The following is a 23,259-nucleotide window of genomic DNA, read 5'->3' on the forward strand; positions in this document are numbered from 1 at the left end:
ATGTAGTGGTGTGCGGTGCCCGGAAGGCCCCTACATCCTGGATCGAGCACGATCCAGCCGGTCGGTGCCCACCGCCGAGGGTGCCGCGCGGCTGGCGGCGGGTACGGCGAGGGCCCCGCCCCCAGCGATCCGGAGATCGCGGGGACGGGGCCCGTCGTCGTTCAGCGGGTCACTTACCGCCGGCGAGCTTCTCCCGCAGTGCGGCGAGCGCTTCGTCGGTGGCCAGCGTGCCGGCCGGCTCCTCGGCCTGCCGGCTCGGGGCCGGGCTGGACGAGGAGGTGGTGCCACCGCCACCGCCACCGGCTGCGGCCGGAACGGCCGGAGTCGGGTTGGCGGCAGCCTCGGCGTCGGCAGCCCGAGAGGTCTGCACCTGCTTGGTGTGGGCCTCCCAGCGCAGACGAGCCTCGGCGTACTGGTTCTCCCAGGTCTCGCGCTGCTTGTCGTACCCCTCGAGCCACTCGCCCGTCTCCGGGTCGAAGCCCTCGGGGTAGATGTAGTTGCCCTCGGTGTCGTACGTCGCGGCCATGCCGTAGAGGGTGGGGTCGAAGTGCTCCTCGCCCTCGACGAAGCCCTCGTTGGCCTGCTTGAGCGACAGCGAGATCCGGCGGCGCTCCAGGTCGATGTCGATGACCTTGACCATGACCTCGGAGCCAACCTGGACGACCTGCTCCGGGATCTCCACGTGGCGCTCGGCCAGCTCGGAGATGTGGACCAGGCCCTCGATGCCGTCGTCCACGCGGACGAACGCACCGAACGGAACCAGCTTGGTGACCTTACCCGGCACGATCTGCTGGATCGCGTGGGTGCGGGCGAACTGCCGCCACGGGTCTTCCTGGGTCGCCTTCAGCGACAGCGAGACCCGCTCGCGGTCCAGGTCGACGTCCAGGACCTCGACCTCGACCTCCTGGCCCACCTCGACGACCTCGGACGGGTGGTCGATGTGCTTCCAGGACAGCTCGGAGACGTGCACCAGACCGTCGACGCCGCCCAGGTCCACGAAGGCGCCGAAGTTGACGATCGAGGACACGACGCCCTTGCGGACCTGGCCCTTCTGCAGCTTGTTGAGGAACTCGGTGCGCACCTCGGACTGCGTCTGCTCGAGCCAGGCCCGGCGGGACAGGACCACGTTGTTGCGGTTCTTGTCCAGCTCGATGATCTTGGCCTCGAGCTCCCGCCCGACGTACGGCTGCAGGTCGCGCACACGACGCATCTCGACCAGGGACGCGGGCAGGAAGCCGCGCAGCCCGATGTCGAGGATGAGGCCGCCCTTGACCACCTCGATGACCGAACCGCGGACGACGCCGTCCTCGTCCTTGATCTTCTCGATCGTGCCCCAGGCCCGCTCGTACTGTGCCCGCTTCTTGGAGAGGATCAGACGACCCTCCTTGTCCTCCTTCTGGAGGACAAGGGCCTCGATGTGGTCGCCAACCGTCACAACCTCGGCGGGGTCCACGTCGTGCTTGATCGACAACTCCCGAGAGGGGATGACACCCTCGGTCTTGTAGCCGATGTCGAGCAGGACCTCGTCCCGATCGACCTTGACGACGGTGCCTTCGACAATGTCGCCGTCGTTGAAGTACTTGATGGTCTCGTCGATCGCGGCGAGGAATGCCTCCTCGGAACCGAGATCGTCGTGGGTGACCCGGGTGGCGCTCGAGGGGGCCTCGATGCTGCTCGTCATGTGGGCGGTTGCTCCGGTCGGTGGGTTGTCACAGCAGGCTGGTGTGTCGCAGTGACCTGTTCGCGCCAGCGGATCCGTCGCCGGGCACACCGAACGATCGCCTAGTGAGATCATGATGTGGCTCCGTCGACCGCGCACCTGCTCCCTGCCGAGGCAACGCGATCCGCGAGCGCATCGTCTAGCCTACCGTGCGCATTACCACAGCGTGCAAGCCCTCCCGGGTTCTCTTCGTGCGATGACCTGCGAAAGCCGAACAATCGCCCGGAAAGCACCCCTGCTGTATCCCGCGTCACAGCAGTCCCTCCCGCCCCGCCGGCTCGGACAGCGCGACGTCACCGGAGACGAGTCGATCAAGCCCGCCGCGCGAGGAGTCGCGCAGATCGTGGACGCGCCGCCGTACCCAATGGGGTGGGTGGGGCCTAGCGTGAGCGCGTGGATGACGACAGCCGGGTTACCCGGCGCCGGGTGGGTGACGCCGAGGCCCGGCGCGCCAACCGCGGCTGGTGGGACACCGACGCCGACGACTACCAGGCCGAACACGGCGCGTTCCTCGGCGACGTGGACTTCGTGTGGTGCCCCGAGGGCCTGCGCGAGGCCGACGTCCGGCTGCTCGGCGACGTGTCGGGGCGGCGGGTGCTGGAGGTGGGCGCCGGCGCCGCGGCCGCCGCCCGCTGGCTCGCCACCCAGGGCGCCCGGCCGGTCGCCTTCGACCTGTCCGCCGGCATGTTGCGCCACGCCGCCGAGGCCGCCGACCGCACCGGGGTACGCGTACCGCTGGTGCAGGCCGACGCGCTCGCCCTGCCGTTCGCCGACCGGTCGTTCGACGTCGCCTGCACCGCGTTCGGCGCGATCCCGTTCGTGGACGACTCGGCGGCGCTGCTCGCCGAGGTGCACCGGGTGCTGCGCCCGGGCGGCCGATGGGTGTTCTCGGTGACCCACCCGATGCGGTGGATCTTCCTCGACGACCCCGGCGAGGGCGGCCTGACGGCCGTGCACTCGTACTTCGACCGCTCCCCGTACGTGGAGCAGGACGAGAGCGGCGTGGCCACCTACGTCGAGCAGCACCGCACCCTCGGCGACCGGATCCGCGAGTTGGTCGGCGCCGGGTTCCGGCTGTTGGACCTGGTGGAGCCGGAGTGGCCGGAGGGACACGAGGGGGTCTGGGGGCAGTGGAGCCCGCTGCGCGGACGGCTCTTCCCCGGCACCGCCATCTTCGTCACCGAGAAGCCCGCCGACTGAGCGCGCCGCACCCGTTGTCCGACGTGTGCCCCATCGATCGCCGGTAGGCTCGTGCCCATGAGCGCCGAGCCCGTCCCGACATCACCTGGCCCCTGGTGTCCGGATCCGATGCGGCAGCAGCGTGCCGACTACACGCTGGAGGACCTGCTCACCCTGCCGGACGACGCCCCCCACGTCGAACTCGTCGACGGAGTTATCCAGGTGACACCCTCCCCCACCCTGGGCCATCAAGACATCTCGCTGTTGCTAGCGCACTGGCTGCTGCAACATGTGCCGGCTGACCTCCGGGTCGTCCAGGCCGTCGGAGTCGGACTGAGTCCCAACACCAGCCGACAGCCGGACGTGCTCCTACGGCGGGCCGGCGTGGCGCCATCCCGGTCCACTCTGCGGCCGTCGGACGTCGTGCTCGCCGTGGAGATCGTCTCGCCCGGCACGCGACGGATCGACCGGTTCGCGAAGCCAGGTGAGTACGCCGCCGCCGGCATCCCGTTCTACTGGCGGATCGAGCAGGACCCGGTGCACGTGTACGCGTACCGGATCGGCGACCGGGTGGGGCCGGGCGGTGAGCGGCAGTACGAGCTGGTCGCCGACGGCGCCGACGTGATCGAGTTGGCCGAGCCGTTCGACATCAAGCTGCCGATCGCCGAGATCACCCCGTAGTCGTTTCGCACTGGCCACCCCGGGTAGCCGAGGACCATGGCCGAACAGCGATTCCACAAGGGCGACCATGTCTCCTGGTCGGCCCACGGCAGCCGCGCGTACGGCGTGGTGCGGGGGACGATCACCGAGCGGACGCGAATCAGCGGACGGGCCGTGAACGCGGACCCCGACGACCCGCAGTACCGGGTCCGCAGTGTCGGCACGGGCCGCGACGTGGCCCACCGCCCCGAGGCGCTGCGCCATGAGCAGAAGTGACGACGGCCGGGACACCTACCGGGAGTTCACCGAAGCGGTGAACATGAAGCCCGGTGAGCTGTCCACGTGGCTGGAGACCGACGAGTCGAAGCAGGTCGGCTGGCACAAGGGCGGTCGTGCTGGTGGTGGCGAGTCCGTCGGACACGAATCCGGGCGGAAGATCATCAACCTGCTCCGTCGCAAACGCGGTGACCTGTCCGAGGGCGACTACAAACACATGCGCAAGGTCGTCGGCTACGTACGCCGGCACATGGCGCAGCGTCCCTCCGGCAACGTCCGCGACACCAAGTGGCGCTGGTCCCTCATGAACTGGGGCCACGACCCCCTGAAGTAGCCGGCGCAGCCCGACGACCCTGATCCACCACCCCGGCGGCCGCGACCAGGACGACCCGGTCAGGGGTTCCGGGGCAGCCCCGGAACCCCCACACCGCAACCAAGATCAGTGATCGGCGCTGTTCCAGTCCCGGCCCAGACCGACCGACACCTCCAGCGGCACCGACAGCGGGTAGGCCCCGCCCATCTCCCCCCGGACCAGGGCCTCCAACGACTCCCGCTCACCCGGGGCGACCTCGAAGACCAACTCGTCGTGCACCTGCAACAGCATCCGTGAACGCAGCCCGGCCTCGCGCAGCGCGGTGTCGACGTGCAGCATCGCCACCTTGATGATGTCGGCGGCGGAGCCCTGGATGGGCGCGTTGAGCGCCATCCGCTCCGCGATGTCGCGGCGCTGCCGGTTGTCGCTGACCAGGTCGGGCAGGTAGCGGCGCCGGCCGAGGATGGTGGAGGTGTAACCGTCCTGGCGGGCGCGGGCGACCACCTGCTGGAGGTAGTCGCGCACCCCACCGAAGCCGGCGAAGTAGTTCTCCATCAGCCCGCGCGCCTCTTCGGTGCTGATGCTGAGCTGTTGGGACAGGCCGAAGGCGCTCAGGCCGTACGCCAGGCCGTAGTTCATGGCCTTGATCTTGCGGCGCTGGTCGGGGGTGACCTCGTCGAGCGGCACCCCGAAGACCGACGAGGCGGTGGCGGCGTGGAAGTCGGCGCCGGAGTTGAACGCGTCGATCAGCGCGTCGTCCGAGCTGAGGTGCGCCATGATGCGCATCTCGATCTGGCTGTAGTCGGCGGTGAGCAGACACTCGTAGCCGTCTCCCACCACGAAGGCCCGACGGATCCGACGGCCCTCCTCGGTGCGGATCGGGATGTTCTGCAGGTTGGGCTCGGTGGAGGAGAGCCGACCGGTGGCCGCCACGGTCTGGTTGAAGGTGGTGTGGATCCGACCGTCGTCGGAGACCGACTTCAGCAGCCCGTCGACTGTCGACTTGAGCTTGGCCACGTCCCGGTGACGCAGCAGGTGGGCCAGCACCGGGTGCGGCTGCTGCGCGTAGAGCCACTGCAGGGCGTCGGCGTCGGTGGTGTAGCCCGTCTTGATCTTCTTGGTCTTGGGCAGACCCAGCTCGGTGAAGAGGATCTCCTGCAACTGCTTGGGCGAGCCGAGGTTGAACTCCCTACCCACCGCCTCGTACGCGCCCTGCGCGGCGGCCTTCACCTCGGCGGCGAAGTGGGCCTCCAGCTCGGAGAGATAGTGGGTGTCGGCGGCGATACCGGTGCTCTCCATGGTGGCCAGCACCCGCATCAGCGGCAGCTCCACGCCGGCCATCAGCCGGGCGGACTGCTCGCCGTCGCGGGACAGCTCGGCGTCGATCGCGTCGGCCAGGTCGAGGGTGGCCCGGGCCTGGAGCATCAGGTTCTGCTCGACGACCCCTTCGTCGCCGAGACCGTCGAGGGTGAGCTGACCGGACTCCGGGACGTCCACCCGCAGCTCCCGGTGCAGGTAGCGCAGCGCCAGGTCGGTCAGGTCGTAGGAACGCTGGTCGGGGCGGGCCAGGTACGCGGCGATCTGGGTGTCCCGGACGATGCCGGCGAGCTGCCAGCCGTGCGCGGCGCAGGCCAGCACGGCCGGCTTGCTGTCGTGCAGCACCTTGGGGCGCTGCTCGTCGGCCAACCAGCTGGCCAGGGCGCCCTCGTCGGTCGGGTCGAGCCTCACCGGGTCGACCCAGGCCGCCGCACCGCCGGCGGTGGCCAGCGCGAGACCGGTGATCGAGGCGGTGTGCCGGCGGTTGGGGCCGGTGTCGAGTTTGACCGCCAACCCGACCGGGGTGCCGGTCGGAACGTGCGTGGTCAGCCACCCGGCCAGCGCGCCGGGCTCGGTGAGCACCTCGCCGGTGAGGTCGAAGCCGGACTCGGCCTCCGGCTCGACCGCCTCCAGGTACTGGTAGAGACGGTCGCGCAGGATGCGGAACTCCAGGGTGTCGAAGACCTGATGCACCGCCTCCCGGTCCCAACCCGTCCAGCGGCTGTCCTCCGGGCGCAGCGGCAGCTCCAGGTCGGAGACGAGGCAGTTGATCTCGTAGTTGCGGATCACGTCGGCGAGCCGCTCCCGCAGGCTGTCGCCGGCCTTGCCCTTGATCTCGTCGGCCCGGGCGATCACGCCCTCCACCCCGCCGTACGTGGTGATCCACTTGGCCGCGGTCTTCGGGCCGACGCCCGGGATGCCGGGCAGGTTGTCACTGGTCTCGCCGACCAGCGCGGCGAGGTCCCGGTACTGCTGTGGCGGCACGCCGTACTTCGCCTCGATCGCCGCCGGGTCCATCCGGGCCAGGTCGGAGACGCCCTTACGTGGGTAGAGGACGGTGATCTGATCGTCGACCAGCTGGAACGCGTCGCGGTCACCGCTGCTGATCAGCACCGACATGCCCTGGTCGCGGGCCTGGCAGGCGAGCGTGGCGATGACGTCGTCGGCCTCGAAGCCCTCTTTCTCCACCACCGGGATCTGCAGCGCGGCCAGGACTTCCTTGACCAGGCTGACCTGGCCCTTGAAGTCGGTCGGGGTCTCACTGCGGCCGGCCTTGTACTCCGCGTACTTGTCGGTGCGGAAGGAGTGGCGGGAGACGTCGAAGGCCACGACGATGTGGGTGGGCTGCTCGTCGCGCAGCACGTTGATCAGCATCGAGGTGAAGCCGTACACCGCGTTGGTCGGCTGCCCCGTCGTGGTGGAGAAGTTTTCCACAGGCAGGGCGAAGAACGCCCGGTATGCCATGGAATGTCCGTCAACGAGAAGCAGGCGCGGTGTCGTAGCTGTCACGGCAGCGACTCTAGCCCGCCGCTACGACAGGACGGGACACCGGCACGACGCCCGGCGCGGCCGTTCCGAACGGCCGCGCCGGGTACCGGCTCAGAGCACCTTGGCCAGGAACGCCTTCGTCCGGTCGTGCCGGGGATTGGCGATCACCTCGCGCGGCGCGCCGGACTCCACCACCACGCCGTCGTCCATGAAGACCAGCGAGTCGCCGACCTCCCGGGCGAAGCCGATCTCATGGGTCACCACGATCATCGTCATGCCGTCGCGGGCCAGGTCCTTCATCACGTCGAGCACCTCGCCGACCAGCTCCGGGTCCAGCGCACTGGTGGGCTCGTCGAAGAGCATCAGCTTCGGCTGCATCGCCAACGCCCGGGCGATGGCCACCCGCTGCTGCTGCCCGCCGGAGAGCTGCCCAGGGTAGTTGCCCAGCTTGTCGCCGAGCCCGACCCGCTCGAGCAGCGCGGCGGCCCTTTCCCGGGCGGCGGCCTTGCGCTCCCGGCCCACCAGCACCGGCGCCTCGGCGACGTTCTGCAGGGCGGTCATGTGCGGAAAGAGGTTGAACCGCTGGAACACCATGCCGATCGCGCGGCGCTGGGCGGCGATCTCCTTCTCCCGCATCTCGTGCAGCTTGCCGCCGCGTTCCCGGTAGCCGATCAGGTCGCCGTCCACCCGGATCCGGCCGGCGTTGATCTTCTCCAGGTGGTTGATGCAGCGCAGGAACGTCGACTTGCCCGAGCCGGAGGGCCCGAGCAGACAGCAGACCTCGCCGCTGCGGACCTCGAGGTCGATGCCCTTGAGCACCTCCACCGACCCGAACGACTTGTGCACCTGCTCGGCGCGGACCATCACGCCGTCGCCGGCCGTTCCCGCGGCCCCCGCCGGTGTCGTCACCTGCGTCATCACCGACCCGCCTCGCTCGCGCTACCGCCGGCCTCAGCGGTGATCCCGCGCAGTCTGATCTTCGCTTGGCCGCTCTTGCCGAACCCCTTGGAGAAGTGCCGCTCCAGGTAGTACTGCCCGACGAGCAGCACGCTGGTCAGCAGCAAGTACCACAGGCAGGCCGCCACGTACATCGGGAAGACCTGGAAGGTCCGGTTACCCACGGCCTTGAGCTGGAAGAACAGCTCGGTGGAGACCGGCACGAAGGCCACCAGCGAGGTGTCCTTGAGCATCGCGATGGTCTCGTTGCCGGTCGGCGGGATGATCACCCGCATCGCCTGCGGCAGCACGATGCGGCGCAGGATCTGGGTACGGCTCAGGCCCAACGCCTGCGCCGCCTCGGTCTGCCCCTCGTCCACCGACTGGATCCCGGCCCGAACGATCTCGGCCATGTACGCCGCCTCGGAGAGCCCGAGCGCCAGCATGCCGGCGACGAATCCCGTGAGGATCTCCAGCGCGGAGAAGCCGAACAGACGTGCCTCGAAGTCGTCGACGCCGAAGAGCGCGCCGATCTGCCGATCGAACGGGAGCCCGAACTCGATCCGGGCCCAGAGGATGCCGAGGTTGCCGAAGAGGATCGCCAGCACCAGCCGGGGCACCGCCCGGAAGAACCAGGTGTACGCCCAGGAGACGCCCCGCAGGATCGGGTTCTCCGACAACCGCATGATGGCGACGACAACGCCGAGACTGACGCCGATCAGCATCGCGAGCACTGTCAGCGCGAGAGTGCCGCGCAGACCCTCCATGATCGGCGGCCGGAACATCTCGTCGACCATGAACGCCCAGTTGAACGCCTTGTTCGTCACCAGCAGGTGGACGAACATGGCCACCAGCACCCCGATCACGGCGACCGCGACCCAACGCCCGGGATGCCGGACGGGCACGGCCTGGATGGGTTCCGGCCGTGCCCGTTCGGTTGTGTCCGTTTCCGACGACATGCGTCAGCTGGCGGGGTTCAGCGCCGAGGAGGTGATGGCGCCGCCCTCGACGCCCCACTTCTTCAACGCGGTCTGGTACGAGCCGTCAGCGATGACCGCCTGGACGGCCTCCTTGAGCACCTCGGCGAAGGCGCTCTGGTCCTTCTTCACGGCGTAGCCGTACGGGGCGGACTCGTAGATCTCGCCGACCAGCTCCAGCGAGCCGTTGCTCTGTTTCACCGCGTACGCCCCGACCGGCGAGTCGGCCAGCATGGCGTCGTTCTTGCCGCTGAACACGGCGGCCGTGGCGTCGCTCTGCGACTGGTACTGGTCGATGCTGATCGCCGGCTTGCCGCCGGTGGTGCACTTCTTCGACCGGGCGGTGATGTCGTCGACCTGCACGGTGCCGGTCTGCACGGCGATCTTCTTGCCGCAGGCGTTCTCAGTGTCGATCTTGGCCGCGTTGCCGGCCTTGGTCACCCACTGGGTGCCGGCGGAGAAGTAGCTCACCATGTTGACGCTCTTGAGCCGCTCGGCGTTGATCGTGAACGACGACACACCGACCTCGTACTTGGCGGAGTCGACACCGGGCAGGATCGCGTCGAAGGGCGCCGACTCGTACTCGGCCTTGAGACCGAGCTTCTGCGCCACCGCGTTGAACAGCTCGACGTCGAAACCGACCACCGTCTTACCGTCAGCGTCGAGGAACTCCGCCGGGGCGTACGTCGAGTCGGTGCCGACCTTGATCACACCGTCGGCCTTGATGGCGTCGGGCACCTTCCCGGCCAGCGCCGAGTCGGCCGCCGCCGTGACGGTCGGACCGGCACCGGGCGAGCCGCTGTTCTCCTTCTCCCCACACGCCGTCAGCGAGAGGGCGATCAGCGCCGCACTGGCGGCACCGAGCGCCGCCCGGCGGGCACCGTTGGTATTGAACATGTCTCTGCACTCCTTGCGTGAGGGGTGTGACGGCCGCTCAGGCCACGCCGAGGTATGCCTCTTTGACCGCCGGGTCGTGCAGCAGCTCGGCGCCGGTTCCGGTCTTGACGATCTTGCCGGTCTCGAGCACGTACGCCCGGTGCGCTCGGGCCAGCGCCTGCTGCGCGTTCTGCTCCACCAGCAGGACCGTGGTGCCCTGCTCGTTGATCTCCTTGATGATGTCGAAGATCTGCTGGATCAGCATCGGCGCCAACCCCATCGAGGGCTCGTCGAGCAACAGCAGCTTGGGCCGGCTCATCAACGCCCTACCGACCGCCAGCATCTGCTGCTCGCCGCCGGAAAGGGTACCTCCGGCCTGCTTACGTCGCTCCGCCAGCCTGGGGAAGAGGTCGAGCACCCGGGCCAGGTCCTCGGCGATCCCGGCGCGGTCGCGCCGGGTGTACGCCCCCATGTCCAGATTCTCGAGCACCGACATGCCGGGGAAGATCCCCCGACCCTCGGGCGCCTGGCAGAGCCCCCGCCGGACCCGCAGATCCGCCCGGAGCTTGGAGATGTCCTCACCCTCGAAGCGGATGCTGCCGGTCGCGATCGGCCGAATCCCGGAGATCGCCCGCATGGTGGTCGACTTCCCGGCGCCGTTGGCGCCGATCAGTGCGACGATCTCACCCTCGGCCACGGTCAGGCTGATGCCGTGCAACGCCTGGATCCGCCCGTAGAGCAGGCTCACATCGTCGATCTCAAGCAACATCGTCCGGCACCCCCAGGTACGCCGCGACCACCTTCGGGTTGTCCCGCACCTCGGCGGGAAGCCCTTCGGCGATCTTCTTTCCGAACTCCAGCACGACGATCCGGTCAGTGACGCCCATGACCAGGCGCATGTCGTGCTCGATCAGCAGCACGGTCACGCCGGTGTCCCGGACCTGCCGGATGAGCTGGAGCAGCTCCTCCTTCTCCGCCGGGTTGAAGCCGGCGGCCGGCTCGTCCAGGCAGAGCAGCACCGGATCGGTGGCCAGCGCCCGGGCGATCTCCAACCGCCGCTGCTCCCCGTAGGAGAGGTTGCGGGCGAACTCGTGCAGCCGGTGCCGGATGCCGACGAACTCCAGCAGCCGCTCGGCCTTCTCCCGTCCCTCACGCTCCTCGCGCCGGTGCCGAGGCAACCGGAACAGAGCGGAGACCACGCTGGTCTTGTGGTGCGCGTCCGCGCCGACCTGGACGTTCTCCAGGGCGGTCATCTCCGGGAACAGGCGGATGTTCTGGAACGTCCGGGCCATACCCATCTGGGTGATCTGGTGGCGCTTCTTCCCGCTGATCTTGCCGCCACGGAACCGGATCTCACCGCTGGTGGGCTGGTAGATGCCGGTCATCGCGTTGAAGCAGGTGGTCTTGCCAGCGCCGTTCGGGCCGATCAGCCCGAGAATCTCCCCCTTGTAAAGGGTGAAGTTGACGTTGTCGAGCGCGACCACGCCGCCGAAGCGCAGCGTGACGTTGTCGACCTCCAGCAGCGGCTCCCGGTTGGGGACCGCCTCCATCGCCGGCGCGCCGGCCTGCGCCGGAACAGCCGGCGTCTGATCGGTGTCACTCACCGACGATCACCTCCTTGCGACGGTCTTTGAACTCCGCCGCCCGTCGTCGGTTCGGAATCAGGCCCTCCGGCCGGAAGATCATCATCACCACGAGGACCAGACCGAAGATCAGGAACCGGTACTCGTACAGCTCCACGCCGAACAACTCGATGCCGCGGAACCGCTCGATCATGTACGCCACCAGGCCACCACCGACGATCGCGCCGACGATGTTGCCCGAACCACCGAAGATCACCGCCGCCAGGATGATGATCGAGTTGAGCAGCTCGAAGTTCTGCGAGTTGACGAAGTTCTGCTTACCCGCGAAGAGCGCGCCGGCCAGACCGGCGATCGCGGCACCCGAGGCGAACGCCCAGAGCTTGAACTTGAACGTCGGCACACCCATCAGCTGCGCGGCGTCCTCGTCCTCCCGGATCGAGATCCAGGCCCGACCGACCCGACTGTGCGTCAGGTTCCGCACACCGATCACCACCAGGATGATCAGCGTGAGCACCAGCCAGTAGTACGGCCGGGCGTCCAGCACGCCGAAGAACGGCTTGCCGTCGGCGTACTTGCCGGGCGGGTGCGGGATCTGGTTGAAACCCCGCTGGCCCTTGAGGAACTCCGAGCTGACCGCGGCGATCCGGATCATCTCGGCGAAGCCGAGCGTCACGATCGCCAGGTAGTCACCGCGCAGACGCAGCGTCGGCGTACCGAGCATCACACCCGAGAGCATGGTCAACCCGATCGCCAGCGGCACCACGAGCAGCCACGGCCAGAGCGTCTTGAGGTTGCTGCTCGGCGAGGTCAACACCGCGACGGTGTACGCGCCGACGGCGAAGAACCCGAAGTAGCCCAGGTCGAGCAGGCCGGCGAAACCGACCACGATGTTCAACCCGACGGCCAGCAGCACGTAGATCGAGACGGTGAACAGCACCTGCGTGAAGTTCGCACCAGGGGTCGGGATCGGCCCGAGATACTGGTAGAACTCCCTGTTCGGCAGCGCGTAGAAGAACGCGATCACCGCGACCAGCAACGCCCAACGCACCCAGCGCGGCGCGCCGCGCCACCGTTCTCCGGCCGCCTCGCGGCCAGAGCGCACCCTCTCCAGGACGGTCGTCATGCCCGTGCCCTCCCCAGCGATTCGCCCAGCAGACCGGTCGGCCGGAACATCAGCAGCACCACCAACACCGCGAAGGCAGCGAAGTCCTTCCACTGACTGCCGAACAGACCGGCGGCGTAGTTCTCCACCACGCCCAGCAGCAGGCCACCGATCAGCGCCCCGCGCAGGTTGCCGATACCACCCAGCACCGCGGCGGTGAATGCCTTGAGCCCCAGCAGGAAGCCGACGCTGTAGGTCAGGGTCTGGATCCGCACGTCGTAGAGCAGACCGGCCACACCGGCCATGGCACCACCGGTGATGAAGACCATCAGGATGATCCGGTCCTTGTTCACGCCCATCAGCGCGGCGGTGTTGGCGTCCTGGGCCACGGCCCGGATGCCCCGGCCGGTACGGCTGCGGTTGATGAACAGGTCCAGCAGGACCATCATCAGCAGCGCCGCGCCAATCGTCAGCAGCTGGATCGAGTCGATCGGCACGCCGAAGAGGTGGAACAGCGGCTTGCTGCTCACCAGACTGGGCGCGCCCTCCGGCAGTCGGCGGGTCCAGATGCCGAAGGCCTCGGAGATCGCGATCGAGGCGCCGATCGCGGTGATCAGGAAGGCCAGCGGCGGGGCGTTGCGCTTACGCAACGGCCGGTACGCCACCCGCTCGATCACCGTCGCGGTGCCCGCCGAGGCGATGGCGGCGACGATCATCGCCACCAGCAGGTAGAACAGGATCGATCCAACCCCGCTGACCTGTGAGTTCTGGTCGAGTCCAAAGCCGTTCCAGGTCCAGATCGCCGCGAACGCGCCGGCGATGAAGACCTCGGAGTGAGCGAAGTTGATGAGTCTCAGCACGCCGTAGACCAGCGTGTAGCCGAGCGCGACCAGGGCGTAGATCGCGCCCTGGGTCAGGCCGGTCGTGGTGAGTTCCCCGAAGTTGGAGAACAGTCCATTGAAGTCCAAGGGAGGGACGCTCCATCACGTCTGGAGAGAAAATTGGGGTGCGGCCGGGAGCGAGCAGCTCCCGGCCGCACCCGCGATCACAACTCAATCGCCGAAGCAGCGACCAACATCAGGACTTCGGGATCTCCTGGTCCGGGACAACCTTGCCGCCGGTGACCTTGAAGGCCCAGACCTTGACCTGAGCCGGGTCCAGCTCGCCGGTCTCGGTGAACTTGTAGCTCGCCGCGACACCCTCGCCGCTGTAGCCCTTCACGAACTCCAGCAGGCCCTCACGGGTGGTCTTGCCAGCCTTGATACCGGCCAGCAGGATGTTCGCCGCGTCGTAGGCGGTGTCGCTGTAGGTGCCCGGGTCGGTGCCGGTGAGCGCCTTGAACTCCTGCACGAAGGTGCCACGGGCCTCAGCGGCCGGCTGGCACGGGCAGGTGAGGATGGTGCCCTCGGCCGCCGCCTGACCAGCGGAGGTGATGTACGCACCGTCGTTGACGCCGTCGCCGGCGACCAGCGGCGCGGTGACCCCGGCAGCGGTGAGCTGCTTACGGATCAGGCCGGCCTCCTGGTAGTAACCGCCGTAGAAGATCGCCTTCACGTTGGCGGCCTTGACCTTGGTGATCACGCCGGAGAACTCGGTCTGCTTGCCCTCGCCCTGGACCTTGTCCGAGCCGACAACCGCCGAGCCGAGCACCTTCTTGACCTCGTCGGCCAGGCCGGCACCGTACGCGGACTGGTCGTCGATGACGTAGACCTTGTCGGCCTTCATCACGTTCTTCATGTAGTTGCCGGCCGCCGGGCCCTGGCTGAAGTCGTTGCCGACCGCGCGGAAGAAGGTCTTCCACTTCTGGTCGGCCAGGCTCGGCCGGGTCGCGGACGGGGTGATGGTCACCAGGCCGGCCTCGTTGAACAGCGGGCCGGCAGCCTCGGACTCACCCGAGTAGGCCGGGCCGACGACGCCGAGGATCTTGGTGTCGTCGATCGCCTTCTGCGCCAGACCAGGCGCCTGGTCGGGGCTGCCCTGCGAGTCCAGGGAGGCCAGCTCGACCTTGCAGTCGGCGTTTTCCTTGTTGTACTTGTCGACGGCGAGCTTGACACCGTTGTTCTCGTTGATGCCGAGCGCGGCCGAGCTGCCGGTCAGCGCGCCGAAGAATGCGATCTTGCTGCCGCAGGCGTCACCGCCCCCGCCTGCCGCATCGTCGCCACTGGAGCATGCGGTTCCGCCGGCGACGAGCGCCACCATGGCGACCCCACCGATAACGCGCGCGAGCTTTTGCCTCAAGGCCCGAACCCTCCTCGTCCCATGGTCCGAACCACCCGCTGGCTATTGGCCCTTGCGGGGGCGGACGAACCAGACCGTCGTCGCCGGTCTGGGGCCGGACGTTATCCCACCGTGGAGCTGTGACGTAAGCCCCAAGCGAGCGGGTTGACCGAACCGTTACACGCCGTGGCGGATTCGAAACGATCCCTGTAAGAACCTTCGGTCGTGAAGCCTTTTCACCTTTGTTTCGTCGGCACCGGCCAGCGGGCTTCCGTCAGCTACCGATCGAGGTCTGACACCCCCGCCCACCAGGCACGCGACGTCTTCCCATCGTCGGTCACCAGCAGCAGTCGATCTCCCGTCGAGGTCACCGCGACCGCAGTGTCTCCGCTGTCCGGTACCGGCCGCGGCATGATCATCGCCCGCCACGACTCGCCCATATCGACCGAGAGCCACAGTGCGTGACGGTCCCCGTCCCTCGTCACCGCCACCAACCTCTGCCCGACGGCCACCAGCCCGACCACCGACGCCACACCTGGTCCGGCCGCCCCGAACCCGCCCGCCGGCAGCCAGCCCTGCGTCGTCAGCCGCCAACTGCCGAATCCAGCCCGCACCGGCCCGACCGCCACCGGCACGTCACCAAGCACCGCCACCCGTTGCGCCTGCCCCCGCCCGTCCACCACCGGCAGGGCGGCCCGCCGCCAACTCCGGCCGTCCGCCGAGGACCAGGCCAGCGGCACCAGCGCGGTACCCCCCGGCGGCAGCAACGCACCCACCACCAGCCAGCCCGACGGCACGGCGACCGCGTCGTACGCCGCCGTCCGCCCCCGCTCGTCACCGGCCAACTCTGGTGCGCCCTCCACCAACGCGAACCCGGCCGCGTCCGGGGAGATCCAGACCGCCGCACCGTCGATCCGACTACCGGCGATCAACCAGCCCCGCGGCCCCGCCGCCAACCGGGCCACATTGACCGCGCGCGGCCCGCCGTACCGCTCGAAGGGCGCGTCCACCTCGCGCAACGTGCCGTCCGACGCCTGCCTCCAGGTGCCGGTGCGGGGATTGCCGTGCGCACCCCCACTCTTCGCCCCGACCACCGCCAGCCGCCCGTCCCGGCAGGCCGCCGCGGAGAGCACGTGCTGCTTGCCGTAGAACGTCACCGGCGCCGTCGGCACCGGCCCCCAGGAACTGGCGTCCGGGCTGCTCCAGGCGGCCGGGCGGGTCTCCCCGGCCAGATCGACCACGCCGCCGACCACGTACCACCGGTCGGCACAGGCGGTGGCGTCGCGCAGCACCGGTCGACCCGGCAGACCCGGCGGGTCCGGCAGGACCACCGACTGCCAGGCCGGCCGGACCGGTGGCGGCTGCTCGCAGTCGGGACAGGCCGAGGACTCACAGGCGGCCGCCAGCACGGCGAGAACGCCGAGCACTGCCGTCATCCGCCTCGACACGGGTCGATGCCGATCAGGGAGCCGGCAGGGTCACCTCGCCGCCAGCGGTCTCCGCGAGGATCCGCTCGGCAACCTCTTTCATGGTCATCCGGTGGTCCATCGCCGTGCGCTGGATCCACTTGAACGCCTGCGGCTCGGTCATCCCGTACGTGGTCATCAGCGCGCCCTTGGCGCGCTCCACCGACTTACGGATCTCCAGGCGGTCGGTCAGGCTCGCGACCTCCGCCTCCAGGGCCGCGACCTCCGAGTAACGCGACAGCGCGATCTCCACCGCCGGGACCAGGTCGCTCTTCTGGAAGGGCTTCACCAGGTACGCCATCGCGCCCGCCGCCCGCGCCCGCTCCACCAGGTCACGCTGGCTGAACGCGGTCAGAATGATCACCGGGGCGATCCGGGCACCGGCGATGCGCTCGGCGGCGGCCAGCCCGTCCATGATCGGCATCTTGATGTCGAGGATGACGAGGTCGGGCTTCAGCTCCTCGGCGAGGCGTACGGCTGTCTCGCCGTCGCCGGCCTCCCCCACCACCTCGTAACCCTCTTCGACCAGCATCTCGGCGAGGTCCAGCCGGATCAGCGCCTCGTCCTCGGCGATCAGTACGCGCCTACGCTCGGCATCCGTCGGCATCTCAGCCACCAGCCCTACCCCCACCAGTCATAAGCCGACACCAACCCGACCGGGTGTCGCCGCCCTCAGCGTAGTAGGTAACCTATGGGAGGCCACCAGAGCATTCGGCCAAGCGTCCCCGTATTCCAACCGGCAGAGAAGCGGAGCTCAAACCTCCGACAGTGTGGGTTCGAATCCCACCGGGGGCACCAAAATTGTCGTACGGCTGTTCCAAAATCGTGCTGTGCACCCACCTGAACTGCGCCTACGAGCACGGCGGCAGCACCTCGCCGGCAGCACGGTCGCTGAGGTCGCCCGACGACTGAGACTTCCCTATCCAACCGTTCGCGGCTGGTGCAGGGGGCAGGCTGAGCCACAACAGCAGTGCACCGAGTCTCGCTGCTTCCGCTGCCGGCCCAACGTCAACATTCAGACAGACCCGTCGTCATACCTATACCTGCTTGGCCTCTACCTGGGCGACGGTCATCTCGTCACGTCCACCCGGGTCCCGGTGCTTCGCATCGCCTGCAGCGACAGGTGGCCAGGCCTGATCGAGGCCTGTGACGCCGCTATGCGAGCAGTGCTCGCCGCGAGGGTGCAGCGCGTCCAGCAGGTCGGCTGCGTCAGCGTGCAAAGTTCCGGCAAGCACTGGCCGTGCCTGCTCCCTCAGCATGGCCCTGGCAAAAAACACGAACGCCCGATCATCTTGGCCGACTGGCAGCGCGATCTCGTGACGGCACACCCGGGCGACTTCCTGCGTGGGCTGTTCCACTCCGACGGCTGCCGGTTCGCCAACCGGGTGACGGTGCGTGGCAAGGCGTACGTCTACCCGCGCTACATGTTCGTCAACGAGTCGGCCGACATCATGGGGCTCTGCCAGTGGAGCCTCGACCTGCTCGGCGTCGCCTGGCGGATGAACCGACGCAACTCGTTGTCGGTGGCGCGACGCGACGCCGTCGCCACGCTGGACCGGCACGTCGGCCCCAAGTCCTGACCGGTACCGCGCGGATCACGCCGACCGTGGCAGCCTGGCTGACGCGCGGCCGGATGGCCGGTGGCGGTGGCGGCGACAGGGGTGCGATCTGATGCGGGTGGTTGTCTTCGGTGCGACCGGGATGGTCGGTCAGGGCGTGTTGCGCGAGTGCCTGCTCGCCGATGACGTGCGGGAGGTGCTGACTGTCGGTCGGCGGCCGACTGGTGTGCGGGATCCGAAGCTGCGGGAGCTGACGGTCGCGGACGTGGGCGAGCTGGACGCGGTGCGGGCCGAGTTGACCGGTGTCGACGCGTGTTTCTACTGCCTGGGGGTGTCCTCGTTGGGTCTGGACGAGGCCGCGTACACGCGGGTCAGCTACGACTACCCGATGGCGGCGGCGCGGTTGTTCGCGCAGGTGAGCCCGCAGGTCACCTTCGTCTACGTCTCGGGTCAGGGGACCGATTCGTCGGGTCGGGGTCGGGTGATGTGGGCGCGGGTCAAGGGGCGTGCCGAGAACGCGATCCTGGATCTGCTGCCCAACGGTTTCGCGGCGCGGCCGGGGTTCATCCAGCCGACGTACGGGGCGGTGTCGAAGACGCTGTGGTACCGGTTCGGGTACGCGGTCACCCGTCCACTGTTTCCGGTGCTGCGTCGGTTGCTGCCGAACCAGGTCACCACCACCGACGGGATCGGTCGGGCGATGTTGCGGGTGGCTCGGCAGGGTTCGCCGGTGCGGGTGTTGGGCAACCGCGAGCTGCGCTGAGGGTCAGGTGATCGTGTCGAGGGCGTGGGCGAGGTCGGCGCGCAGGTCTTCGGGGTCTTCGAGGCCGACCGAGAGTCGCAGCAGGGCGGCGGCGGGTTTGGCGTCGCCCTCGACCGGCCGGTGGGTGAGCGAGGCGGGGTGCTGGATGAGGGTGTCGACGCCGCCGAGGGACACCGCGTGGGTGATGAGGCGGCAGGCGCCGGCGACGGCGGCCGCGGCGGGCGCGCCGCCGTGTACCTCGAAGGCGAGCAGGCTGCCGGGTCCGGACATCTGCCGCCCGACCAGCGCCGCCGGGTCGTGCACGGAGGGGTGGTGCACTCGGTGTACGGCGGGGTGGTCGGCGAGCCAGCCGGCGAGTTTCTCGGCGGTGGCCTGTTGGGCGCGGACCCGCAGCGGCAGGGTTTGCAGGCCGCGGTGCAGCAGGTAGCCGCCGAGGGGGTGCAGGATCGCGCCGGTGACCGCGCGGACCTGGCGTAGCCGTATGGCCCAGGTGTCGTCGCAGGCGACGACGCCGGCGAGGACGTCGCCGTGTCCGCCGATGCTCTTGGTGGCGCTGTGCAGGACGAGGGTGGCGCCGTGGCGGGCGGGTTGTTGCAGTACGGGGGTGGCGACGGTGTTGTCGACCAGCAGTGGGATGTCGCCGGCTGCGGCGGCGAGGGCGGCGATGTCGACCAGGTCGAGGGTGGGGTTGGCGGGTGTCTCGATGATGACCAGTGCGGTGTCGGGGCGGATGGCGGCGGCGACGTCGTCGGGGCGCGTCCAGGTGACTGTGGTGCCGAGCAGGCCGGTGGCGAGGACGTGGTCGGTGCCGCCGTAGAGGGGTCGGACGGCGACGACGTGCCGGCGGTCGTCGCGGGTGGCGGCGAGCAGTGTGGCGGTGAGGGCTGCCATTCCGCTGGCGAAGGCGACGGCTTGGGCGGTGCCTTCCAGTTCGGCGAGGGCGGTTTCGAAGCGGGCGACGGTGGGGTTCCAGAGCCGTTGGTAGACGGCGCCGCCGTCGGTGGGGAGCGTGCCGCCGGTGGCGAGTTGCTCGTACGCGGCGCCGCCGTCGTCGACGGAGGGCAGTGGGTTGGTGGTCGACAGGTCGATGGGTGGTACGTGCACGCCGAGGGTGCGCAGGTCGTCGCGGCCGGCGTGGACGGCCCGGGTGTCCATCGTTGTCATGGCGGTAGGGTCGAACATCTGGCGACTGGTGGGCAATGGTTCGGCAGATGATTCTGTGAGTGGGGTTGGTTTCCGTGTTGGGTTCGGGCGAGGATGGCGCAATGCCCTCTGAGCCGAATGATCTGCGGCCGTATTCGGCCCTGGACGAGGTGGATCGCGCGATCCTGACCGAGCTGGCGGCGGACGGCCGGTTGCCGAACAACGCTCTCGCCGAGCGGGTGGGTGTGGCGCCGTCGACGTGCCTGACGCGTACCCGGGCGCTGCGCGAGCGTGGTGCGATCCGTGGTTTTCACGCCGAGGTGGATCCGGCGGCGCTCGGTCTGCCGTTGCAGGCGTTGGTGTCGGTGCGGTTGACAGCGCACGAGCGGGCGGCGGTGGACGCGTTCCGGGCCCGGTCGGTGCGGCTGCCGGGGGTGGTGTCGGTGTTCCACGTGGCCGGTGCGGAGGACTACGTGCTGCACGTGCGGGCGGCGTCCGGCGACGCGTTGCGGGACTTCGTGCTGGACCATCTGGCGGTGGATCCGGTGGTGCAGCACACGCAGACCAGTCTGATCTTCGAGCAGGCGCGTGGGATGGGGTGAGCGGCGGGTGAGGTGGCCGACGAAAACCCGCATGCTGGAACAAAGCCGGTCGGTGACGGGTTGGCTGACCGTGTGATCACCGTACCGTTGTCTGTTCTTGATCTTGCCCCGGTCGCCAAGGGCACCACCGCCGGCGCGGCGCTGCAGGCCACCACCGAGCTGGCCCGGCGCACCGAGGAGTTGGGCTACCACCGGTTCTGGGTGGCCGAGCACCACAACATGCCGGCGATCGCCAGCTCCGCCCCCGCGGTGCTGCTGGCGCACCTGGCGGCGAACACCTCGACGATCCGGCTGGGGTCGGGCGGGGTGATGTTGCCCAACCACGCGCCGCTGGTGGTGGCCGAGCAGTTCGGCACCCTGGAGGCGCTGCACCCGGGTCGGATCGACCTGGGCATCGGGCGGGCGCCGGGCACCGACCAGGTGACCGCGCTGGCGTTGCGGCGCACCATGGAGGGCCTGTCGGCGGAGGGTTTCCCGCGCGAGCTGACGGACCTGATGAACTACTTCAGCGGGGAGAAGCCGGGGCAGATCATCGCCACGCCGGGCCGCGGTGAGCAGCCGGCCGTGTGGCTGTTGGGCTCCAGCGGTTTCAGCGCCCAGCTCGCCGGCCTGCTCGGTCTGCCGTTCTCCTTCGCGCACCACTTCAGCTCGCAGAACACCCTGCCGGCGTTGGCCCTGTACCGGCAGAACTTCCGGCCGTCGCAGTGGTTGGACAAGCCGTACGCGATGGTGGCGGTCAACGCGGTGTGCGCGGAGACCGACGAGCGGGCCGAATGGTTGGCCGGGCCGAGTGCCCTGTCGTTCCTGAAGTTGCGCTCCGGGCGGCCGGAGCCGCTGTCCACGCCCGACGAGGCGGCGGCCTACCCGTATTCGGAGATCGAGCGGGAGTTCGTCGTGGCGCGCCGTGACGGGCAGGCGATGGGCTCGCCGGATACGGTGCGTCGGCAGCTGACCGACCTGGTGGAGCGCACCGGCGCGGACGAGCTGATGCTGACCACGCTGGTGTACGACGTGCAGGACCGGGTGCGGTCGTACGAATTGATCGCCGAGCAGGTGGCGGGCGGTCTGCGCCGGAGCGCGTGAAACACGATCTTCACGTCAGCGTCACCCCGCCGACCCGGACGGTGCCTAATGTTGGTGCCGGTGGTGGTACGGCATTCCCGGTCGGGACGGGTTGGGAATGCCGCGGTGTGGCGCACCGGGCCGGAGCTGAGCGGATTCCGCGGCTGCGGCCCGGTGCCTGCCACCCTAGGCGACCCCGCTCGGGACCGCCAGGGGTTGCATCAACGTAGGTGGATGTCCGGTGTGGGTGGGGTGCCCATTCCGTTGCCGATGAAGAACCCCGGGTGCGGCGGCTGGTTGTAGGCGGTGTTCTGCCACGCGATCGCCACCCGATACTGCGGGTCGTGCATCAGGGTGTAGATCCGGGTGCTGGTCGGGGTGGGTGTGCTGTAGATGCGCAGCGCCCGGCTGTCGGTGGTCCGCCAGATCACCTCCTCGCGCCAGTCGCCCAGGATGTCGCCGGAGAGCGCCGGCGTGGACTTGGTGCCGTTGTTGGACGCCACCTGACTGCCGTCGAGCAGCCGGGTCTCACCGCCGGTGCCGTACTTGTCGATCTTCGTGCCGTCGAGCAGTTCCCGCACCGGGTCGCCGTCCCACCAGGCGAGGAAGTTGGCCGAGGACGGTTTGCGTCCGACGTTCTGCCCCCTGGTGTTGGCCAGCCCGGCGACCGCTGACGACCACGACTCCGCGCCGGGGCTGCCCGCCCAGATGTCCGCGGAGACCCCCCGGCCGTTGTCGCCGGACGCCGGCGTGGACCAGAGGACCTGACCGGTACGGGCGTCGGCGAAGTAGGAACTGGGCTTGCTGGCGTCCTCGTCGACCTTGAACACCTCCAGGCCGGCGCGGCCCGGGTCCAGGTCCCCCACGTGCATGGCGTCGCCGTGGCCGTTGCCAGTCGAGTGGAGCAGGCGGCCGTTGTCGTCGATGGTGGCGGCCCCGTACACGATCTCCTGGCGACCGTCGGCGTCGACGTCGGCCACGGAGAGTTGGTGGTTGCCCTGACCGGCGGCGGCGCCGTTGCCGGAGGAGTTCGAGTCGAACGTCCAGCGCTTGGTCAGAGTGCCGTTGCGGAAGTCCCAGGCGGCGATGACCGCGCGGGTGTAGTAACCCCGGGCCATGATCAGCGAGGGGCGCTGCCCGTCCAGGTACGCGGTGCCGGCGAGGAAACGGTCCACCCGATTGCCGTACGAGTCGCCCCAGGACGACACGGTGCCGCGCGGCGGATCGTAGTTGACTGTGGAGGCGATCGCGCCGGTCTGCCCGTTGAACATGGTCAGGTACTCCGGGCCGGAGAGCACGTAACCGCTGGAGTTGCGGTGGTCCGCCGACGACGAGCCGATGAGCTGACCGGTGCCGGAGCGGGTGCCGTCGGCGGTCTTCATCGCCACCTCGGCGCGGCCGTCGCCGTCGTAGTCGTACACCTGGAACTGGGTGTAGTGGGCGCCGGCCCGGATGTTGCGGCCCAGGTCGATCCGCCACAACCGGGTGCCGGTGAGTGTGTACGCGTCGACGTAGACGTTGCCGGTGTAGCCGGACTGGGAGTTGTCCTTGGCGTTCGACGGTTCCCACTTGAGCACGATCTCGTAGTTGCCGTCGCCGTTGAGGTCACCGACGGAGGCGTCGCTGGCGCTGTACGAGTAGCTCTCGCCGCTGGGGGTGCTGCCCCCGGCCGGGACCTGCAACGGCACGTCCAGGTAGCCCGCGCCGAACTGCAACGCCGACGCCGACGCCGCCTGCTCGGTGTCGCCCACCACGGCCCGCACGGTGTACGCCGAGCCGGCCGCCGCGCCGCTGTCGAGGTAGTTGGTGGCGCCGGTGATCGGGCTGGCGTTGACCTTGGTGGATCCCCGGTAGAGGTTGAACGCGACCCCGGAGGTTTCGGTGCCGAGCAGGCGCCAGGAGACCAGGTTGCCGTTGCCGGAGCGGACGCTGACCAGCCCTCGGTCCAGCTTTTCCATCTGTACCACGCCGGTCGACGGCGGCGGCGTGGTCGGAGGTGGCGTGGTGGGTGGCGGGGTGG

22 protein-coding genes and 1 tRNA gene are annotated in these 23,259 nt (G+C 69.2%); 9 read left to right on the plus strand and 14 right to left on the minus strand.

The window, feature by feature from the left end; translation table 11 throughout:
- Positions 1 to 169: 169 nt before the first annotated feature.
- A complete protein-coding gene (rpsA, locus tag KBX08_RS25570) occupies positions 170 to 1,681 on the minus strand; it encodes a 30S ribosomal protein S1 (protein WP_091407939.1) in 1,512 nt (503 codons plus the stop codon).
- 432 nt (positions 1,682 to 2,113) lie between these two features.
- Here rpsA and KBX08_RS25575 point away from each other — a divergent pair, with 432 nt between their 5' ends.
- The 4 genes from KBX08_RS25575 to KBX08_RS25590 are packed head-to-tail and all read left to right on the plus strand — an operon-like array spanning position 2,114 to position 4,169.
- The gene (locus tag KBX08_RS25575) at positions 2,114 to 2,920 is read left to right on the plus strand and encodes a class I SAM-dependent methyltransferase (RefSeq protein ID WP_210785910.1); all 807 of its coding nucleotides are present in this window, start codon (positions 2,114 to 2,116) and stop codon (positions 2,918 to 2,920) included.
- Between the two features lie 57 nt (positions 2,921 to 2,977).
- Complete coding sequence (locus tag KBX08_RS25580) at positions 2,978 to 3,580, plus strand: Uma2 family endonuclease (protein ID WP_247670054.1); 603 nt, start codon at positions 2,978 to 2,980, stop codon at positions 3,578 to 3,580.
- Positions 3,581 to 3,616: 36 nt separating this feature from the next.
- Positions 3,617 to 3,835: a DUF2945 domain-containing protein gene (locus tag KBX08_RS25585; RefSeq protein WP_210785911.1), complete on the plus strand. Its 219-nt coding sequence runs from the start codon at positions 3,617 to 3,619 to the stop codon at positions 3,833 to 3,835.
- Positions 3,822 to 4,169, plus strand: coding sequence for a DUF3140 domain-containing protein (locus KBX08_RS25590; protein ID WP_030489062.1), 348 nt, complete (start codon positions 3,822 to 3,824; stop codon positions 4,167 to 4,169). The genes KBX08_RS25585 and KBX08_RS25590 overlap by 14 nt, the downstream gene beginning before the upstream one ends.
- Positions 4,170 to 4,274: 105 nt before the next feature.
- On the opposite strand, the gene polA is transcribed toward KBX08_RS25590, so the two are convergent.
- The 11 genes from polA to KBX08_RS25645 form a co-directional block, all read right to left on the minus strand.
- Positions 4,275 to 6,974 (minus strand): DNA polymerase I, encoded by a 2,700-nt coding sequence (gene polA / locus KBX08_RS25595; RefSeq protein ID WP_210785912.1) that lies wholly within the window; start codon positions 6,972 to 6,974, stop codon positions 4,275 to 4,277.
- A gap of 90 nt (positions 6,975 to 7,064) precedes the next feature.
- Positions 7,065 to 7,817: an amino acid ABC transporter ATP-binding protein gene (locus KBX08_RS25600; RefSeq protein WP_210785925.1), complete on the minus strand. Its 753-nt coding sequence runs from the start codon at positions 7,815 to 7,817 to the stop codon at positions 7,065 to 7,067.
- A 53-nt stretch (positions 7,818 to 7,870) separates the two neighbouring features.
- The gene (locus KBX08_RS25605) at positions 7,871 to 8,848 is read right to left on the minus strand and encodes an amino acid ABC transporter permease (RefSeq protein ID WP_210785913.1); all 978 of its coding nucleotides are present in this window, start codon (positions 8,846 to 8,848) and stop codon (positions 7,871 to 7,873) included.
- A 3-nt stretch (positions 8,849 to 8,851) separates the two neighbouring features.
- The gene (locus tag KBX08_RS25610) at positions 8,852 to 9,763 is read right to left on the minus strand and encodes an ABC transporter substrate-binding protein (protein WP_210785914.1); all 912 of its coding nucleotides are present in this window, start codon (positions 9,761 to 9,763) and stop codon (positions 8,852 to 8,854) included.
- Between the two features lie 37 nt (positions 9,764 to 9,800).
- Positions 9,801 to 10,511 (minus strand): ABC transporter ATP-binding protein, encoded by a 711-nt coding sequence (locus tag KBX08_RS25615; RefSeq protein WP_091407914.1) that lies wholly within the window; start codon positions 10,509 to 10,511, stop codon positions 9,801 to 9,803.
- Positions 10,501 to 11,292, minus strand: a complete 792-nt coding sequence (locus tag KBX08_RS25620) for an ABC transporter ATP-binding protein (RefSeq protein WP_210785926.1) — start codon at positions 11,290 to 11,292, stop codon at positions 10,501 to 10,503. The genes KBX08_RS25615 and KBX08_RS25620 overlap by 11 nt, the downstream gene beginning before the upstream one ends.
- Before the next feature lie 46 nt (positions 11,293 to 11,338).
- On the minus strand, positions 11,339 to 12,448 hold the full coding sequence (locus tag KBX08_RS25625; protein WP_091407909.1) for a branched-chain amino acid ABC transporter permease: 1,110 nt from the start codon (positions 12,446 to 12,448) through the stop codon (positions 11,339 to 11,341).
- Positions 12,445 to 13,395 (minus strand): branched-chain amino acid ABC transporter permease, encoded by a 951-nt coding sequence (locus KBX08_RS25630; protein ID WP_210785915.1) that lies wholly within the window; start codon positions 13,393 to 13,395, stop codon positions 12,445 to 12,447. The genes KBX08_RS25625 and KBX08_RS25630 overlap by 4 nt, the downstream gene beginning before the upstream one ends.
- A 109-nt stretch (positions 13,396 to 13,504) precedes the next feature.
- Complete coding sequence (locus tag KBX08_RS25635) at positions 13,505 to 14,665, minus strand: branched-chain amino acid ABC transporter substrate-binding protein (RefSeq protein WP_210785916.1); 1,161 nt, start codon at positions 14,663 to 14,665, stop codon at positions 13,505 to 13,507.
- A gap of 257 nt (positions 14,666 to 14,922) precedes the next feature.
- Entirely contained in the window at positions 14,923 to 16,092 is a 1,170-nt protein-coding gene (locus KBX08_RS25640) for a hypothetical protein (protein WP_307850652.1), read from the minus strand.
- A gap of 13 nt (positions 16,093 to 16,105) precedes the next feature.
- On the minus strand, positions 16,106 to 16,726 hold the full coding sequence (locus KBX08_RS25645) for an ANTAR domain-containing response regulator (RefSeq protein WP_112582684.1): 621 nt from the start codon (positions 16,724 to 16,726) through the stop codon (positions 16,106 to 16,108).
- A 105-nt stretch (positions 16,727 to 16,831) separates the two neighbouring features.
- Here KBX08_RS25645 and KBX08_RS25650 point away from each other — a divergent pair.
- The 3 genes from KBX08_RS25650 (at position 16,832) to KBX08_RS25660 (ending at position 18,432) form a co-directional block, all read left to right on the plus strand.
- Positions 16,832 to 16,908, plus strand: a tRNA-Leu gene (locus KBX08_RS25650).
- A gap of 518 nt (positions 16,909 to 17,426) precedes the next feature.
- The gene (locus KBX08_RS34035) at positions 17,427 to 17,690 is read left to right on the plus strand and encodes a hypothetical protein (RefSeq protein ID WP_238688135.1); all 264 of its coding nucleotides are present in this window, start codon (positions 17,427 to 17,429) and stop codon (positions 17,688 to 17,690) included.
- Positions 17,691 to 17,781: 91 nt separating this feature from the next.
- Entirely contained in the window at positions 17,782 to 18,432 is a 651-nt protein-coding gene (locus KBX08_RS25660) for an NAD-dependent epimerase/dehydratase family protein (protein WP_210785918.1), read from the plus strand.
- Positions 18,433 to 18,435: 3 nt separating this feature from the next.
- On the opposite strand, the gene KBX08_RS25665 is transcribed toward KBX08_RS25660, so the two are convergent.
- A complete protein-coding gene (locus KBX08_RS25665) occupies positions 18,436 to 19,614 on the minus strand; it encodes a PLP-dependent aspartate aminotransferase family protein (protein ID WP_210785919.1) in 1,179 nt (392 codons plus the stop codon).
- An 83-nt stretch (positions 19,615 to 19,697) separates the two neighbouring features.
- Between KBX08_RS25665 and KBX08_RS25670 the strand changes: the two genes are divergently transcribed.
- Positions 19,698 to 20,177 (plus strand): Lrp/AsnC family transcriptional regulator, encoded by a 480-nt coding sequence (locus KBX08_RS25670; protein ID WP_210785920.1) that lies wholly within the window; start codon positions 19,698 to 19,700, stop codon positions 20,175 to 20,177.
- 72 nt (positions 20,178 to 20,249) lie between these two features.
- Entirely contained in the window at positions 20,250 to 21,260 is a 1,011-nt protein-coding gene (locus tag KBX08_RS25675) for an LLM class flavin-dependent oxidoreductase (RefSeq protein WP_307850653.1), read from the plus strand.
- Between the two features lie 200 nt (positions 21,261 to 21,460).
- On the opposite strand, the gene KBX08_RS25680 is transcribed toward KBX08_RS25675, so the two are convergent.
- Positions 21,461 to 23,259 (minus strand): rhamnogalacturonan lyase (locus KBX08_RS25680; protein WP_282102897.1); only part of this gene is annotated, 1,799 nt, incomplete at its 5' end.

Source organism: Micromonospora sp. H61 (assembly GCF_018070325.1).
In the GTDB taxonomy this organism is placed as follows: domain Bacteria; phylum Actinomycetota; class Actinomycetes; order Mycobacteriales; family Micromonosporaceae; genus Micromonospora; species Micromonospora salmantinae.

Excerpts from the sequence above, each read along its gene's own strand:
- KBX08_RS25615 (WP_091407914.1), bottom strand. The coding sequence starts at position 10,511 with ATGTTGCTTGAGATCGACGATGTGAGCCTGCTCTACGGGCGGATCCAG.
- KBX08_RS25605 (WP_210785913.1), bottom strand. The coding sequence starts at position 8,848 with ATGTCGTCGGAAACGGACACAACCGAACGGGCACGGCCGGAACCCATC.
- KBX08_RS25590 (WP_030489062.1), top strand. The coding sequence starts at position 3,822 with ATGAGCAGAAGTGACGACGGCCGGGACACCTACCGGGAGTTCACCGAA.
- KBX08_RS25625 (WP_091407909.1), bottom strand. The coding sequence starts at position 12,448 with ATGACGACCGTCCTGGAGAGGGTGCGCTCTGGCCGCGAGGCGGCCGGA.
- KBX08_RS25585 (WP_210785911.1), top strand. The coding sequence starts at position 3,617 with ATGGCCGAACAGCGATTCCACAAGGGCGACCATGTCTCCTGGTCGGCC.
- KBX08_RS25670 (WP_210785920.1), top strand. The coding sequence starts at position 19,698 with ATGCCCTCTGAGCCGAATGATCTGCGGCCGTATTCGGCCCTGGACGAG.
- KBX08_RS25660 (WP_210785918.1), top strand. The coding sequence starts at position 17,782 with ATGCGGGTGGTTGTCTTCGGTGCGACCGGGATGGTCGGTCAGGGCGTG.
- KBX08_RS25665 (WP_210785919.1), bottom strand. The coding sequence starts at position 19,614 with ATGTTCGACCCTACCGCCATGACAACGATGGACACCCGGGCCGTCCAC.
- KBX08_RS25580 (WP_247670054.1), top strand. The coding sequence starts at position 2,978 with ATGAGCGCCGAGCCCGTCCCGACATCACCTGGCCCCTGGTGTCCGGAT.
- KBX08_RS25610 (WP_210785914.1), bottom strand. The coding sequence starts at position 9,763 with ATGTTCAATACCAACGGTGCCCGCCGGGCGGCGCTCGGTGCCGCCAGT.
- KBX08_RS25620 (WP_210785926.1), bottom strand. The coding sequence starts at position 11,292 with ATGGAGGCGGTCCCCAACCGGGAGCCGCTGCTGGAGGTCGACAACGTC.
- rpsA (WP_091407939.1), bottom strand. The coding sequence starts at position 1,681 with ATGACGAGCAGCATCGAGGCCCCCTCGAGCGCCACCCGGGTCACCCAC.
- KBX08_RS25600 (WP_210785925.1), bottom strand. The coding sequence starts at position 7,817 with ATGGTCCGCGCCGAGCAGGTGCACAAGTCGTTCGGGTCGGTGGAGGTG.